A 14,264-nucleotide genomic window follows, 5' to 3' on the forward strand; every position below is an offset into this window, starting at 1 on the left:
GGCGCCCGCGCTAGAAATCCTTCTCGCCCTGGATCACGGCCGGATAGCCCGTCATGGCGCGCGAAGTCTGCATGCCCGCCATCACGGCCGCTTCCACGCAGCCCGCGTTCAGGCCCGTCCTGATCCAGTCGCCCGTCAGGAACAGGTTACTGAAGCCCGACTGGTCGGTGGCCAGCCGGTACTGCGTACTGTTCACCACCGACATCACGTAGCGCTCCGACGGGTCGACGTTGGCGCGCCAGTACTGGCTGTCGAAGCGCGCCGGCCCCGTGCCCTCTTTCGCGTCGACCAGCCATTGCCACGGAAACGCGCCCGGCGCGCCCGCCTCGGGCCACAGTGCGCCGATCTCGCGTTCGAGCTGGTGCAGCGCGCCCTGTTTCGCCCTGGCCGCGCAGCGGGCGGGAAAATCCGTGTCGGTGACGGGCGGGTAGCTGTCGACGGGGAAGGCGCTGCAAAAGTACGAGACATTTTTCGGCTCCAGCCCGGCCGGCCAGTCTTCGTGCGCCAATAGCTGGTCCATCGGCGCCCAGGTGTCGTACGGCTCAGTAAAAGCCGACAGCACCGGCTGCTGGCCCTTGGGCTGCGTGGTCCAGCCCATCTGATGCAAATCCTTGTTGAGCCATACCTGGTAAGCCTGCGTGGCCACGGTTTGCACCTTCTCGGCCGCCAGTTGCAGGGCCGGGCTGTGCGCCAGCAGTTGCGGGCACAGGGCGGGCAGCGAGCCGATGGAAATGCCGAACACCACCTTATCGAAATCGACGCCCTTCTTCAAGACCGTGGCGGGCAGCTGACGGCCGAACGCTTGCCGGTACTGCTGCGGCCAATCGCTCCAGTACAATTCCAGGTTGACGTCCTGCGCCTGCAGCAGCGCCGCCTGGGCCGGCTCAATCTGCGCATAATCGGGCGCGCTGGGCCAGCAAGCCAGGCCTTTCACGTCCACCAGCGGCGCGTAGCCGGCGGCGGGGTCCTTCAATTGCACCTGCTGCGTGATGCGGATACTGGCTATGTCGCCCGCGCCCGGCACCAGTTCTTCCACGCGCTGGAAGAACTTGAATTCCACGCCCCGTCTGGCGAGCACCTGGTACAGCGGCGTAAAGATGGTGTCGCCCATGCCGGCCTGCATCTTGAACATGATGCCGCCCTTGTAGGCCAGGCCGATGCGCGCCATCGAGCGCAACAGCGTCCCCGCCTCGATGTTCGGTTTCGAATAATCGCCGCCCTCGTAGGCAAACACCAGGTCGTAGAAACCGCGCACGGGCGCCGAATTGACGCTGAACTGCTCGTCGCCGCCATGTTTTCTCAGCCAGGCACGGAAATCGATGTCGTTGATGACGTCAAAGCCATGCTTGAACACGCCATCCTCGAACATGCCTTTCATGACCGTGATGCCCAGGTCCAGGCAAATGAACAGCCGGCGCAATGCATCGTCGCCATCGATCCGGGCGCGGTAGCGCAGGCGCAGCCACGCGCGGATGCCGTTCAGGGTGCTGGCCAGCAGCTGGTGGCGGGCCTGGTCGTGACGCGAGGAGTCGGGCGCCAGGTCGGCCACCAGCGCCGCCAGGGCGCCGACGGACAAGCCCACGTCGAGCCCCAGTTCATCGGCCTGCCCCACCACTTCATCGGCCAGGCGGCGCAGCCAGCCCGGCCACACTCCCTCTCCCTCGCCGTCGCCTGGCTGCGCGCTGGCGCGCACGATGCGCGCGTCGGCGTCCGCCACCTGCCGGATCTGGCGTATCCACTGCTCGATCCAGCCCACCATGGCGATGGCCATCTGCCACAGGGTGATGTCTTCGCCGCCCTCGCCCGGTTCACCCGGCAAGGTGGGAAAGACGATGGACCAGTTGCGCCACTGGCCCTTGACGTCTTCCGACAGGGCCACGTAATCGTGCTGCTGGAACGCGTCGCGCCAGGTGGCCAGCGGCGCGCCCGGCGGGCGTTCCAGGCTCGCATACGCTTCCTTGATCATCCTGAAGGCGTTGGCATAAAAGCCGAACCAGATGTGCAGGCCGTGTTCCTCGATGCGCTGGCCCGCTTGCGCATTGCGCCCGCTGGCGCCCTTGCCGCCCAGGCGCCAGCCCAGCTGGTAGACGGTGATGGCGTGCCGGTTTTGCCAGCCCGGCTGGTTCGTCAAGTAATACGCGGTGGTCATGGCCGCCACGCCGCCGCCGAGGATGGCGATCTTTTCCGGCGCGATCTGCGAGTTGTCGACCAGTTCCTCGCCCGGCATGGCCATGAAGTCGAAGTTCACATGGAAGGGCAATATTGCCGCCTGCGGCCCCAGCTGCAAACCCAGGGTCTGGTCGAGCGGAAAACTGTCGAACGCGTGCAAGGTGCATTCATACTCGTAGCCGAGCAGGCGCGCGCTGTGCAGGCGCTTGATCTCGGCCGGCGCGGCGACGATGGCCTGGTACACGGCTTTCACGCCCGCGCTGTCGGGGAATTGCTTGAGGAAAATCTGGTCGATGCGAGGATGGCGCAACAGCGACAGGATATCGGCCCAGCCGGCCTGGTCCATGTCGAAGAAATCGGGAATGGACAGGAAAATCTGGAAGGCCTGCTCGATCAGTTCCAGGAAGCTGTTGACGGGTTTATGCTGCCCCGTCTGCACGGTGGCATTGACTTCCAGCAGCGGGTGCAGGGCCAGTTTCGTCTCGGGTGAGAAATGCTGGAAACCCTTGGCGGCCACGGCACAGCGCAACGGCTCGCTGCCAGCGGCGGGAATGGCGTAGTCGCACAGGTATTTCGGGTAGCCGAACAGTTCGCGCCCGTTGATCAGGGCCATCGCGTCGTCGACGAAAATATGGCACGGGTACCAATAGATATGCGCCAGCTTGCCCTGTTCATCCATCTGGCCCACCATGATCCAGGTGACGATGTCGACTTCCGTGATCCAGCCCTTGGCCTGGTCGACGGGGTTGGCCGAATCCGCATGGTTGACGCGCGTAAACGTCAGCATCACGTACGGCGACAGCGCTTTCAGGGTCATCTTGCTGCCCGCCACCTGGTTCAGGGTGGTGTTGACGGTGGCTTGCAGTTTGGCCAGGTCGCCCCGGACGAAATAGCCATACATTTCCGATTGCTTCAATTGCAGCGGCGAGTGCATCATCACCGAACCGCCCTGATAGAGATACGAAGGTCTTGCTGAAGGTTGCGCCGTCATTGCCCTGCCCCTGTGAAGTTTCAGACAAACAAGATTGCTATAGTGTATTGAGAAAAACAATGAATGATATGAAATAAATGAAAGGATTTGCCAAGATGCATAGGCTCAGCAGCCCGCCACGCGCGCGGCGCGCCGGGGCAAGCCTGTGCCATCGGGTGTAGGATGAACCATCTTGACTATCCGAGCACAGGCAATGATTACCACCGATTACGTTTCCACTTATTCCGGCAACCGTTTTTATCCCTTGCGCCCGCATATCGACAAGGTAGTCATTGAAGACATTGCCCACGGCCTCGCTTATCAGTGCCGCTTCAATGGACAGACGCAAGTGTTTTACTCGGTCGCCCAGCACAGCCTGATCGTCGCGGAACTGGTGCCGCCCCATCTGCGCCTGGCCGCCCTGCTGCACGACGCGGCGGAAGCCTACCTGGGCGACATGGTGAAGCCCTTGAAAGTGCTGCTGCCGGAATTTGCCGTGCTGGAAGACAAGGTCAGCGCCATCATCGCCGCCACGTATGGCCTCGACTTTTCCGATTACGCCCCCATCAAGCGGGCCGACCTGATCGCACTGGCCACGGAAAAGCGCGACCTGATGCCGCACTCGGCCGAACGCTGGGCTTACCTTGACGGCATCGCCCCCTTGCCCGGTATAATCGACGCCATGGGTCCGGCCGAAGCCAAGCAGCGCTTCCTGCATGCCTTTGCCCAGCTGAGCGGGCTCGGACTGGCGGCGTGAATGCTTCCCCCTGCCGCACGAACGGGCGCTAAGCCCCGGTTTTTGCACGGCTTTTTCAGATATCCACAGCAACTGTGGATAAAGTTGTTGATAAGCCCCTCTTGACAAGCCGCAACGCCAGTACAGATGCGGCTTTCAACAATTTGCTGATTTCACAGGCAATTTTTTACCCCAATGAAATCAATGACTTAGAATCATGATTTTTCGCCAAAGCAAAGTTGCTCGAACACTATGAAAATATATTTTGCTGTGCATAAGCAATCTTGCTCTTGGCCGTCTTGCCTGAACCGCATTGTTTTGACAAACCCCGCAGACTGGCATAGTGTGGAGTGAGTGAGCACGATCAACGGTGGATAAATGCATGAATATGGATAGCGACAATGCCGCCAAGGGAGCGGACGAACCCGACTGGCTGGTCGAGGAACCACTCGGGCGGACAGACGTGGCAGCAGAGTCCGCCAACGCGGCGCCATGGCGCGTGCTGATTGTCGATGACGATGTCGATGTGCACGTGGTAACCAAGTTTGCCCTCAGCCAGGCCAGTTTCCAGGGCCGCAGGCTGAGCTTTCTGCACGCGTATTCGGGCGCCGAGGCGCTCGCCTTGCTGCGCAGCACACAAGATATCGCCGTGGTGCTGCTCGATGTCATCATGGAAACTCAGGATGCCGGGTTGCAAGTGGCGCGCCAGGTGCGCGAAGATTTGCACAACAGTGCCGTGCGCATCATCCTGCGCACGGGCCAGCCTGGCCAAGCACTGGAACACCGCATCATCATCGACTACGACATCAATGATTTCTGGTGCAAGACCGACCTGACCACGCGCAAGCTGTTTACCACCGTGATCGCCTCGCTGCGCACCTACGCCACCTTGCGCGAAGCGCAGCAACAAGTCGCCGACCTCGCCGCCGCCCTGGCCCACTGCGGCGACGCGCCAGCGGCACCGGCTGGCGGCAAGCCCTGAGCAGCCGCCGCTACTTTCAGTCATAAAAACAAAAGCACTGGACAGGCATACAGGCTTGTAGCATGCCCCATTCTGGCCCCTCTTGCTGGCCGATGGCATGCGCTGACCGGCGACTATTTCCTAAGTAGCGGATTGTTAAGCGCTTTTTCAGATATCCACACGGACTGTGGATATCTTTGTGGATAAGCGCCTATTGACAGGCTTCAAAGCCACAGCCCGTGCGGCTTTCAATAAACTGCTCAATCAAACAGCAAAAATAAAATCCATTAAAATCAATTACTTAGAAATTCACACATAATCACAAGAAAATTATTTCGCCAATTTCGTTAACCCATCATTTGTGCATAACTGAGCTGTAATGATCAATCCGACAACACCGGACTAACGCTGCCGGCAACACACTTGCCGAGCGGATATTCAATGCACGGTCTGGCGGCGCTGCTCCGGATGCAGCAGCACTCTTTCGATCAATTCGGGGGAGACATTGTATGACTTCAGGTATTCCAGGGCACACAAGGTACTAAAGGCGGCCTGCACGGCGATGCCCAGATTGACGATGTCGCACGTCTTTTGATCGATCCGGGCATGCGCCACCACGGCTTTGACGGGCATATGCAGCGTTTCTGTGGAATTAGGCATGATGAACAACTCCTGCGAAGGGGAACGGAGGGAGGGAGACGGCGTGGCGGTAAGAACCGCACCAGCGCTGACAGGAACAGTGGTCGTGCTGCCGATAAAGTATTGCCGATAAACTCTCGATGTCAATGGCAGGGAAACATGAGCCACAGTTTTTTTCTTGCAGGCACAACTGGAGCCGAAAGCGATGGACAAGCGCAATCGGCCACGGCGATAATCAGCCATGCCCTCATCCCCCCTTTCCGCCCTGCCGCCCGACCTGCCCCGTCCGCAACCGGCCTCGCTGGCCGACCTGTTCTTCTCGTTCACCTGGCTGGCCTTGCAGGGATTCGGCGGCGTGCTGGCCGTGATCCAGCGCGAAATGGTCGAACGCAAGCGCTGGCTGACGCAAGAGGAATTCCTGGAAGACTGGGCCGTGGCGCAAATCATGCCCGGACCGAATGTCGTCAACCTGTCGCTGATGGTGGGCGGGCGCTATTTCGGCTTGCGGGGCGCGCTGGCGGCGCTGGCCGGCATGCTGGCCGTGCCCCTCGTCATCGTACTGCTGCTCGGTGTGCTGTACACGCGCTTTGGCGACAATGCGCAGATGGCGGGCGCACTGCGCGGCATGGCCGCCGTGTCGGCCGGCATGATCGCCGCCACGGGCGTGAAACTGGCGACCGCGCTGACCAAGCATCCGCTGCCCCTGTGGCTGACCTTTTCCATCACCGTACTCGGCGTGCTGATGGTGGCCGTGCTGCGCTGGCCCCTGCTGTACATCCTGCTGGGCCTGGGCGGCATCGGCTGCCTGCTGACCTATCGAAAGCTGTCCGCATGACGCCGCCACTGCAACTGGTGTTGAGCGCGGGCGACTGGCTGAACCTGTTCGGCCACTACCTGATGCTGTCGCTGATGTCGATCGGCGGCGCCATCTCCACCACCTCCGAAATGCACCGCTTCCTCGTCGAGCAGCATGGCTGGCTGACCCAAGCGCAATTCAATGAGTCGATTGCCATCGCGCAAGCCGCGCCCGGCCCGAACGTGCTGTTCGTCGCCCTGATGGGCTGGAACGTGGGCATGAATGCGGGCAGCTACACGGCCGCCTACCTGGGCGTGCTGGTGACCATGGTGGGCATCATGCTGCCCAGCACGACCCTCACCTACGTGGCGGCCCAATGGGGCTACCGCAACCGCGACCTGCGCCCCGTGCGCGCCTTCAAGCAAGGCATGGCGCCCATCGTCGTCGCCCTGCTGATTTCCACGGGCATGATTTTGGGCGGCGCCAACCACGACCTGCGCACGGACTGGCCCCTGTGGAGCTTGTCCATCGTGGCCGGCCTGATCATCTGGCGCACGAAGATCCATTTATTGTGGCTGCTGGCGGCCGGCGCCGTGCTAGGCTGGTTCCAAGTCGTCTGACCTTACACGGCCAAATGGCGCTTGACCTCTTCGCCATCCATCTGTTCCGCTTTGCCGCTGGCCACCACGCTGCCGCGCGACAGCACGATGAAGTCGTCGGCCAGTGCGCGGGCAAAATCGAAATACTGTTCGCACAGCACGATGGCCATGTCGCCGCGCTGTTTCAATAAGGCAATGACCCTGCCGATATCCTTGATGACGGACGGCTGGATACCTTCCGTCGGCTCGTCGAAGATGATCAATTGCGGTTCGGCCAGCAGCGCGCGGGCGATGGCCAACTGCTGCTGTTGTCCGCCGGACAAATCGCCGCCGCGCCGCTGCAGCATCTCTTTGAGTACGGGAAACAGTTCATACACGTGGGGATCGATGCGCGAGGCTTGCCTGCCCCGCTTCACCGCCATACCCATCAGCAAGTTTTCCTCGACCGTCAGGCGCGCAAAGATGTCGCGCCCCTGCGGCACGTAGGCGATGCCCAGCTTGGCCCGCGCATGCGGCGTCAGTTTCGTGATGTCGCGCCCCTGGAACACCACCGTGCCCTGCGCCACGGGCAGCACGCCCATCAGGCATTTCAGCAAGGTGGTCTTGCCCACGCCATTACGCCCAAGCAAGGCCAGACACTCGCCCTTGCGCGCCGACAAACTGATGCCGCGCAAGGTATGCGAGGAGCCATAGTATTGATTTAACTGTTGCACTTCGAGCATGCTTACCTTCCCAGATAGACTTCGATGACCCGTTCGTCGGCTTGCACTTCGTCCATGCGGCCCTGCGCCAGCACGGAACCTTCATGCAGCACGGTGACGATGCCTTGCCGGGCGATCTCCGTGACGAACCCCATGTCGTGCTCGACCACCATGATCGAATGCTTGCCGCGCAATTCATTGAGCAATTCCGCCGTGCGCGCCGTTTCCGCGTCCGACATGCCGGCCACGGGTTCGTCCAATAGAATCAGTTGCGGCTCCTGCATCAGCAGCATGCCGATTTCCAGCCACTGCTTTTGCCCGTGCGACAGCAAACCGGCCGGCCGCGCCTCGTGGCCGTTGAGGCGTATCAAACGCAATATCGCTTCGATCTTGCCCGCCTGCTCGGACGTGAGGCGGGCAAACAGGGTGGGCGCCACGCGCTTGTCCATCTTCATCGCCAGTTCCAGGTTGTCGAACACCGTGTGCTGCTCGAACACCGTGGGGCGCTGGAACTTGCGGCCGATGCCCGCGTGGGCGATTTGCGCTTCCGTCATCGTCGCCAGGTTCATGGTCTGGCCGAACCAGGCCGTGCCGGACGTGGGCCGCGTCTTGCCGGTAATCACATCCATCATCGTCGTCTTGCCGGCGCCGTTAGGGCCGATGATGCAGCGCAACTCGCCCACGGAAATATCGAGGCTGAGCTTGTTGATGGCCTTGAAACCGTCAAACGACACGCTGATGTCTTCCAGGTAGAGGATGGCGCCATGCGTCGTATCTACGCCCTCGCTTTTCACGCGCGCATACGTGGGGCCAGCTTCCGCGCTGGCCATGCCGGGCAACATGCGGATGCTCATGCGGCCTCCTCTGCCACGATGGCGGACTTCTTGCGTTTGAGCTTGCTTAGCACGCCGAGCATGCCTTGCTGCATGAACAGGGTGACGACGATGAATAGCAAGCCCAGCGCGAACAGCCACAGTTCCGGCAAGGCGGCCGTGAACCAACTTTTCAAGCCGTTCACGGTGAAGGCGCCCAGAATCGGGCCGAGCAGGGTGCCGCGCCCGCCCACGGCCACCCACACCACCATTTCGATGGAGTTGGCCGGCGACATTTCGGACGGGTTGATGATGCCCACTTGCGGCACGTACAGGGCGCCAGCGATGCCGCACAGCACGGCCGACAAGGTCCAGACGAACAGCTTGAACCACAGCGGGTTGTAGCCGAGGAACATCAAGCGCGCCTCGCTGTCGCGCACGCCCTGCAACACCCTGCCCAGTTTCGAGCGGACGATGGCGCGCGCGCCGATCAAGGCGGCCAGCAGAAAGGCCAGGGTCAGCAGGAACAGCACGGCCCGGGTGGCGGGCGCCGTGATGCTGTGGCCAAGAATGGTCTTGAAATCCGTGAAACCGTTGTTGCCGCCAAAGCCCGTGTCATTGCGGAAGAACAAGAGCATGAAGGCATACGTCATCGCTTGCGTGATGATGGAAAAATACACACCCCTGATGCGCGAGCGAAACGCAAAATAACCGAAGACAAACGCCAGCACGCCCGGCACCAGCACGACGAGGGCCATGCAGTACCAGAAATGTTCCGTAAACGCCCAGTACCAGGGGTAAGTCTTCCAGTCGAGAAAGACCATAAAGTCGGGCAAGCTGCTGTGGTACTGGCCCTGGTCGCCGATGGCGCGCATCAGATACATGCCGTGCGCATACGCGCCCAAGGCGAAGAACACGCCGTGGCCCAGGGACAAGATGCCCGTGTAGCCCCAGACGAGGTCCAGCGCCAGCGCGGCCAGCGCGTAGCACATGAACTTGCCCACCAGCGCCACCGTGTAGGCGGACACGTGCAAGGCATGGCCTTCGGCAAACGCCAGGTTAAACATCGGCAATAGCGCCGCCAGCAGCGTGCATGCGGCAATCGCCAGCCAGACGGGCCGCGTGAACAGGCCCTGCTTTATCGGATAGGAGGTAGTCATTCGACGCTGCGTCCCTTCATGGCAAACAGGCCCTGCGGCCGGCGCTGGATGAAAATGATGATGAACACGAGAATGGCGATCTTCGCCAGCACGGCGCCCGCCACCGGTTCGAGGAACTTGTTCACTTCGCCCAGGCCCAGCGCGGCGATCACGGTGCCGGCCAGCTGGCCCACGCCACCGAGCACCACCACCATGAAGGAATCGACGATGTAGCTTTGGCCCAGGTCCGGCCCCACATTGCCCAGCTGCGACAGGGCCACGCCGCCCAGGCCCGCGATGCCGGAACCGAGGCCGAAGGTCAGCATGTCGACCTTGCCCGTGGCCACGCCCACGCAATCGGCCATGCGGCGGTTTTGCGTGACGGCCCGCACGAACAGGCCCAGCCGTGTCTTGTTCAGGATCAGCCACACGGCCACCACCACGACGATGGCGAAGCCGATGATGGCCAGCCGGTTGTACGGCAGCACGAGGCCGCCCAGCACGGTCACGCCGCCCGACATCCAGGCCGGGTTGGCCACTTCCACGTTTTGCGCGCCAAAGATCGTACGCACCGTCTGCATGAGGATCAGGCTGATGCCCCAGGTGGCCAGCAGGGTTTCCAGCGGCCGGCCATATAGCCAGCGGATCACCGTGCGTTCCAGCGCCACGCCCACCAGGCCGGCAACAACAAAGGCGGCCGGCAAGGCGGCCAGCAGATACGCATCCTGCAGGCCAGGCAGGAAGTTGCGGAAGAACAGCTGGCATAGATACGTCGTGTAAGCGCCTATCATCAGCAGTTCGCCATGCGCCATGTTGATGATGCCCATCAAGCCGAAGGTGATGGCCAGGCCCAAGGCGGCCAGCAGCAGCACGCTGCCCAGCGAGATGCCGTAGAACACAGTGCCGGCCAATTCCATGCGCGCCACCCGTCCCTTGATCTGGCCCATGGTGTCGATGGCGGCCAGTTGCACGGCTTCGTCCGGCTCGCCCCCTTTGTCCAGCATGGCTTGCAGCACGGGCAGCAAGCGCGCGTCGCTGCTGCCGGCCAGATCCTGCACGGCCTGCTTGCGCGTGGCGGCATCGGGCGCGTGCAGGTTGGCGCTGGCGATCAGCACTTGCAATATCTGCTGGATCTCGGCATCGCTCTCTTGCGCCAGTGCCTTGTGGATCAGGGGCAGCTGCGCGGGATCGACCGCCTTTTGCAACGCTTGCGCGGCGGCCAGCCGTGTGGCCCGCTCGGGCGCCAGCAGTTTCAGCCCCGACAGAGCCCCCGCCACGGCCGAGCGCAAGCGGTTGTTGACCATGATGCCGTCGATGCCCTCGGGCAGCGGCACGCTCTTGCCGATTACCGGGTCAACCGCCTGCTCGCCGTCGACGATGTACACCTTGCCGTCGGGCGCTGCATACAGGCTGTCGTCCTGCAAGGCTTGCAGCACACGGGCGGCCTCGGGCGTGGCCAGGGAGGCGATCTGGGCGACGGCGGCGACTCTGGCGTCGGAATCGTCGCCGGAGAGGGGTTTCAGCAGATCGGGAGGAATGGCTGCCTGCGCAGACAGCGGCAACAGGCAAAGTAATAACAAAATACGACGTAGCAGACGCATGCGGAAAGACCTCTCATCGTTACTTCAGCCCAAGCGAAATCTGGGGTCAGACGGGAACGCCGAGTTCCGTCGGGGGAATTCGTCCCAATGGGACGAATTCCGATCGCGAAGCGAGTGACCCCGGCCTTTCTGCTGCTAACTCATAACTTCTGCTTGCCCTCATTCCCCTTGATAAACGGGCTCCACGGCTGGGCGCGTATCGGTTCCTTGGTTTTCCACACGACATTGAATTGCCCATCGGCCTTGATCTCGCCGATCATCACGGGCTTGTGCAGGTGGTGATTCGTCGCATCCATGGTCAGGGTAAAACCCGATGGCGCCTTGACGCTTTGGCCGGCCATGGCGGCGATCACCTTGTCCGTGTCCGTCGATTTCGCCTTTTCCACGGCTTGCGCCCACATGTGGATGCCGACATAGGTCGCTTCCATCGGGTCGTTCGTCACGACCGAACCCGCGTTCGGCAGCTTTTGCGCCACGGCATAGGCTTTCCACTGCTTGATGAAGGCGGCATTCACGGGGTTCTTGACGGATTCAAAGTAATTCCACGCCGCCAGATGGCCGAGCAAGGGTTTGGTATCGATGCCGCGCAACTCTTCCTCGCCGACGGAAAACGCGACGACGGGCACGTCCGTGGCCTTCAGGCCGGCATTGCCCAGTTCCTTGTAAAACGGCACGTTGGAATCGCCATTGATGGTGGAAATGACGGCCGTCTTGCCGCCCGCGGAAAACTTCTTGATGTTGGCGACGATGGTTTGATAATCGGCGTGGCCGAACGGCGTGTAGACCTCGCTGATATCGCTATCCTTGACCCCTTTGCTTTTCAAAAAGGCGCGCAGGATCTTGTTGGTGGTGCGCGGATACACGTAATCCGTGCCCAGCAGCACGAAGCGCCTGGCGCCGCCGCCATCTGTGCTCATCAGGTATTCCACCGCCGGGATCGCCTGCTGGTTCGGTGCCGCGCCCGTATAAAACACGTTCTTTTCCAGTTCCTCGCCCTCATATTGCACCGGGTAAAACAGCAGGCTGTTGAGCTCCTTGAACACTGGCAAGACGGATTTGCGCGACACGGACGTCCAGCAGCCAAACACGACAGCCACTTTATCCTGCGCCACCAGTTGTCTCGCTTTTTCCGCGAACAAAGGCCAGTTCGATGCGGGGTCGACGACGACGGCTTCCAGCTTCTTGCCCAGCACGCCGCCCTTGGCATTGATTTCGGCGATCGTCATCAAGGCTACGTCCTTCAGCGACGTTTCGGAAATGGCCATGGTGCCCGACAGCGAGTGCAAAATGCCCACCTTGATCGTATCGGCGGCCAGGGCTGCCTGCATGGTGATGGACGTGGCCAGAGCGAATGCGCCGGCGGCGGCCGCTTTCAGGATGATGCGTCGTGACATGGGGACTCCTGTGATGGGTTCGTGGGGTCAAAGCTGGGCATACGATGTTGATAAAGCAGAATGCATGCCAGCACCGGCAGGTGTCCGCCATGGTGCATGCGGCTCCCGCCGCACGAAAAAAAAACCTGGCTGCACAAGGACTGTGCAGCCAGGTTTCAAATTGCCGTAAAACGGTGCGCCGAAGAAGTTACTCCTTGCGCGGCGCTCCACGCAAGCGGCGCCAGCCCTTGCGCCCCAGCGGGAACAGCAGCACGAACGCGATCAGCCACGGCAGGATATAGGCCATGGCCGTGATGGCGTTGGCCACGCCTTCCGACAGGTTTTCCGTGAAATTGCCCAGCGAGCGCTTGACGGGACGCCAGAACGATTGCTTGCCTTCGGCGCTGATGGCCACGTTCAGCAAGTCCGTGTCGATGCGCTGCATCAAGAGCGCATTGGCCGCCGTCGCCTGCTCCAGCTCCACTTGCACAGTGGCCAGTTCCTTGCTCACCTTGATCAGCGCATCGACATTCGCGCCCGAGCGCTTTTCCAGGTCTTGCAATTGCGCCTGGTATTGCTTGAGCATCTCCAGGCGTTTCTTGCTGTCGAGCACGGGGCGGCCCAGGTCTTCCACCTTGGTGCCCTGGCTGGTGACGTCGCCTTCGGCCGCGACCAGCGCGACAAGCTTCTTGATGCCGGCCGGCTTGGCGCGCATGCTGATGCGCGCATGCACATAGCGCCCACTGTCGAGGCTGGAGTCGAGCAGCAAGCAGCCGTTTTCCGTGTCGGCCTTGCAGGCGGCGACCACTTTTTCATACAGGGGCCGCACTTGCGCCTCATTCGTATCGACGCTGACATTATGTTCATAGGCAAGAAACTCGCTGCCCTTTTCCTTGCCATCGAGACGCGCGGCGCTCGACTGCCCACCGCTCTCGCCCTTGCCGCCGCAACCGGCCAGCAGCATCAGGCCGATCAAGCCAATACAGATTTTTTTCATGGTTTCTTTCTTTGGATTATTTTTGCAGAGGCAACAATTCAATATCGGGCAAGTGCGCCGCCACGTCCTGCACCGTCGCATGGCCGGTCAGCGATGCGATCACCTGGGGCAACGGTTCCGCCCAGATTTCCGGCAAGTCGCGTTCCTCGGGCGCCAGCACGGGAAAGGCCAGCTGCTCGCGTGGCGGCACAAAGGCGGCATCGACGCCGGCCTTGTTGCCGCGCGCATCGATGCGGTACCAACCAAAGTCCTGCAGATACACGGCGTTCAAGCCGTGCAGGCAAAACGGCGGCCCCGCTTCGCCCACGGCCAGGCGCTGGTAGCACAGGCCGGCGGGAATGCCGTTGGCACGCAGCAGCGCGGCCAGCAAATGGCTCTTCGCATAACAGTATCCCGTGCCATGCTGCAAGACGTCGGAAGCGCGGCAAGTGACGGGATTGCGCTGGTAGTCCCAGCTGTGGGCCACCTCGTCGCGCACGAAGGCAAAGCAGCGCGCTGCGATGACCGCGTCGCCCACGGCGCCTGCCGCCAGTGCGGCCGCCCTGGCGCGCACGGCCGGATGGTCGCTGTCGATATACAGGCTGCTGCCTAGATAGGAGGAAAAGTCGGTAACCATGGCATCAAGGTCATGCAAAAAGATAATGCGCGATTCTAGTCGAAGCCGGGCGAAATCGAGCGTTTCCTTGTGCAGGAACAAAGAAAATCCACGCGCCGGGCCAGCTGCGCGGGGGCCGGCGACTTTGGCGCCGGCCCGGTAGCTGGTATCATGCG

General features: G+C 61.7%; 13 protein-coding genes. 4 read left to right on the forward strand and 9 right to left on the reverse strand.

All coding sequences use genetic code 11. The annotated features are described in order from the left end of the window. Nucleotides 1–10 precede the first annotated feature (10 nt). The gene (locus CLU91_RS07125; RefSeq protein ID WP_100873599.1) at nucleotides 11–3,106 is read right to left on the reverse strand and encodes an NAD(P)-binding protein; all 3,096 of its coding nucleotides are present in this window, start codon (nucleotides 3,104–3,106) and stop codon (nucleotides 11–13) included. 247 nt (nucleotides 3,107–3,353) lie between these two features. Here CLU91_RS07125 and CLU91_RS07130 point away from each other — a divergent pair, with 247 nt between their 5' ends. Next, on the forward strand, nucleotides 3,354–3,896 hold the full coding sequence (locus CLU91_RS07130; protein ID WP_100873600.1) for a phosphohydrolase: 543 nt from the start codon (nucleotides 3,354–3,356) through the stop codon (nucleotides 3,894–3,896). A 361-nt stretch (nucleotides 3,897–4,257) separates the two neighbouring features. Beyond that, entirely contained in the window at nucleotides 4,258–4,857 is a 600-nt protein-coding gene (locus CLU91_RS07135) for a response regulator (protein WP_232730658.1), read from the forward strand. Nucleotides 4,858–5,274: 417 nt separating this feature from the next. Here CLU91_RS07135 and CLU91_RS28445 read toward each other — a convergent pair whose 3' ends face one another. Beyond that, nucleotides 5,275–5,718, reverse strand: a complete 444-nt coding sequence (locus CLU91_RS28445; protein WP_232730659.1) for a hypothetical protein — start codon at nucleotides 5,716–5,718, stop codon at nucleotides 5,275–5,277. Here CLU91_RS28445 and CLU91_RS07145 point away from each other — a divergent pair. Next, on the forward strand, nucleotides 5,717–6,310 hold the full coding sequence (locus CLU91_RS07145) for a chromate transporter (protein ID WP_100873602.1): 594 nt from the start codon (nucleotides 5,717–5,719) through the stop codon (nucleotides 6,308–6,310). The two genes, CLU91_RS28445 and CLU91_RS07145, sit on opposite strands and share 2 nt — an antisense overlap. Next, nucleotides 6,307–6,891, forward strand: a complete 585-nt coding sequence (locus tag CLU91_RS07150; protein WP_100873603.1) for a chromate transporter — start codon at nucleotides 6,307–6,309, stop codon at nucleotides 6,889–6,891. Before CLU91_RS07145 ends, CLU91_RS07150 begins: the two co-directional genes overlap by 4 nt. Before the next feature lie 2 nt (nucleotides 6,892–6,893). Here the strand turns inward: CLU91_RS07150 and urtE are convergent, their stop codons facing one another. From urtE to CLU91_RS07185, 7 genes are all read right to left on the reverse strand, one after another. Beyond that, complete coding sequence (gene urtE, locus CLU91_RS07155; RefSeq protein ID WP_100873604.1) at nucleotides 6,894–7,592, reverse strand: urea ABC transporter ATP-binding subunit UrtE; 699 nt, start codon at nucleotides 7,590–7,592, stop codon at nucleotides 6,894–6,896. Nucleotides 7,593–7,594: 2 nt separating this feature from the next. Further along, a complete protein-coding gene (urtD, locus tag CLU91_RS07160; RefSeq protein ID WP_100873605.1) occupies nucleotides 7,595–8,425 on the reverse strand; it encodes an urea ABC transporter ATP-binding protein UrtD in 831 nt (276 codons plus the stop codon). Then, nucleotides 8,422–9,543 (reverse strand): urea ABC transporter permease subunit UrtC, encoded by a 1,122-nt coding sequence (gene urtC, locus CLU91_RS07165; protein ID WP_100873606.1) that lies wholly within the window; start codon nucleotides 9,541–9,543, stop codon nucleotides 8,422–8,424. Before urtC ends, urtD begins: the two co-directional genes overlap by 4 nt. Continuing rightward, nucleotides 9,540–11,123, reverse strand: coding sequence for an urea ABC transporter permease subunit UrtB (gene urtB, locus CLU91_RS07170; protein ID WP_100873607.1), 1,584 nt, complete (start codon nucleotides 11,121–11,123; stop codon nucleotides 9,540–9,542). Before urtB ends, urtC begins: the two co-directional genes overlap by 4 nt. Before the next feature lie 140 nt (nucleotides 11,124–11,263). After that, a complete protein-coding gene (urtA, locus tag CLU91_RS07175) occupies nucleotides 11,264–12,517 on the reverse strand; it encodes an urea ABC transporter substrate-binding protein (protein WP_100873608.1) in 1,254 nt (417 codons plus the stop codon). Nucleotides 12,518–12,704: 187 nt separating this feature from the next. After that, the gene (locus tag CLU91_RS07180) at nucleotides 12,705–13,493 is read right to left on the reverse strand and encodes a DUF4349 domain-containing protein (RefSeq protein WP_100873609.1); all 789 of its coding nucleotides are present in this window, start codon (nucleotides 13,491–13,493) and stop codon (nucleotides 12,705–12,707) included. Between the two features lie 16 nt (nucleotides 13,494–13,509). Continuing rightward, the gene (locus CLU91_RS07185) at nucleotides 13,510–14,109 is read right to left on the reverse strand and encodes a transglutaminase-like domain-containing protein (protein ID WP_100873610.1); all 600 of its coding nucleotides are present in this window, start codon (nucleotides 14,107–14,109) and stop codon (nucleotides 13,510–13,512) included. Nucleotides 14,110–14,264: the final 155 nt, after the last annotated feature.

It is taken from the genome of Janthinobacterium sp. 64 (assembly GCF_002813325.1).
In the GTDB taxonomy this organism is placed as follows: Bacteria; Pseudomonadota; Gammaproteobacteria; order Burkholderiales; family Burkholderiaceae_D; genus Janthinobacterium.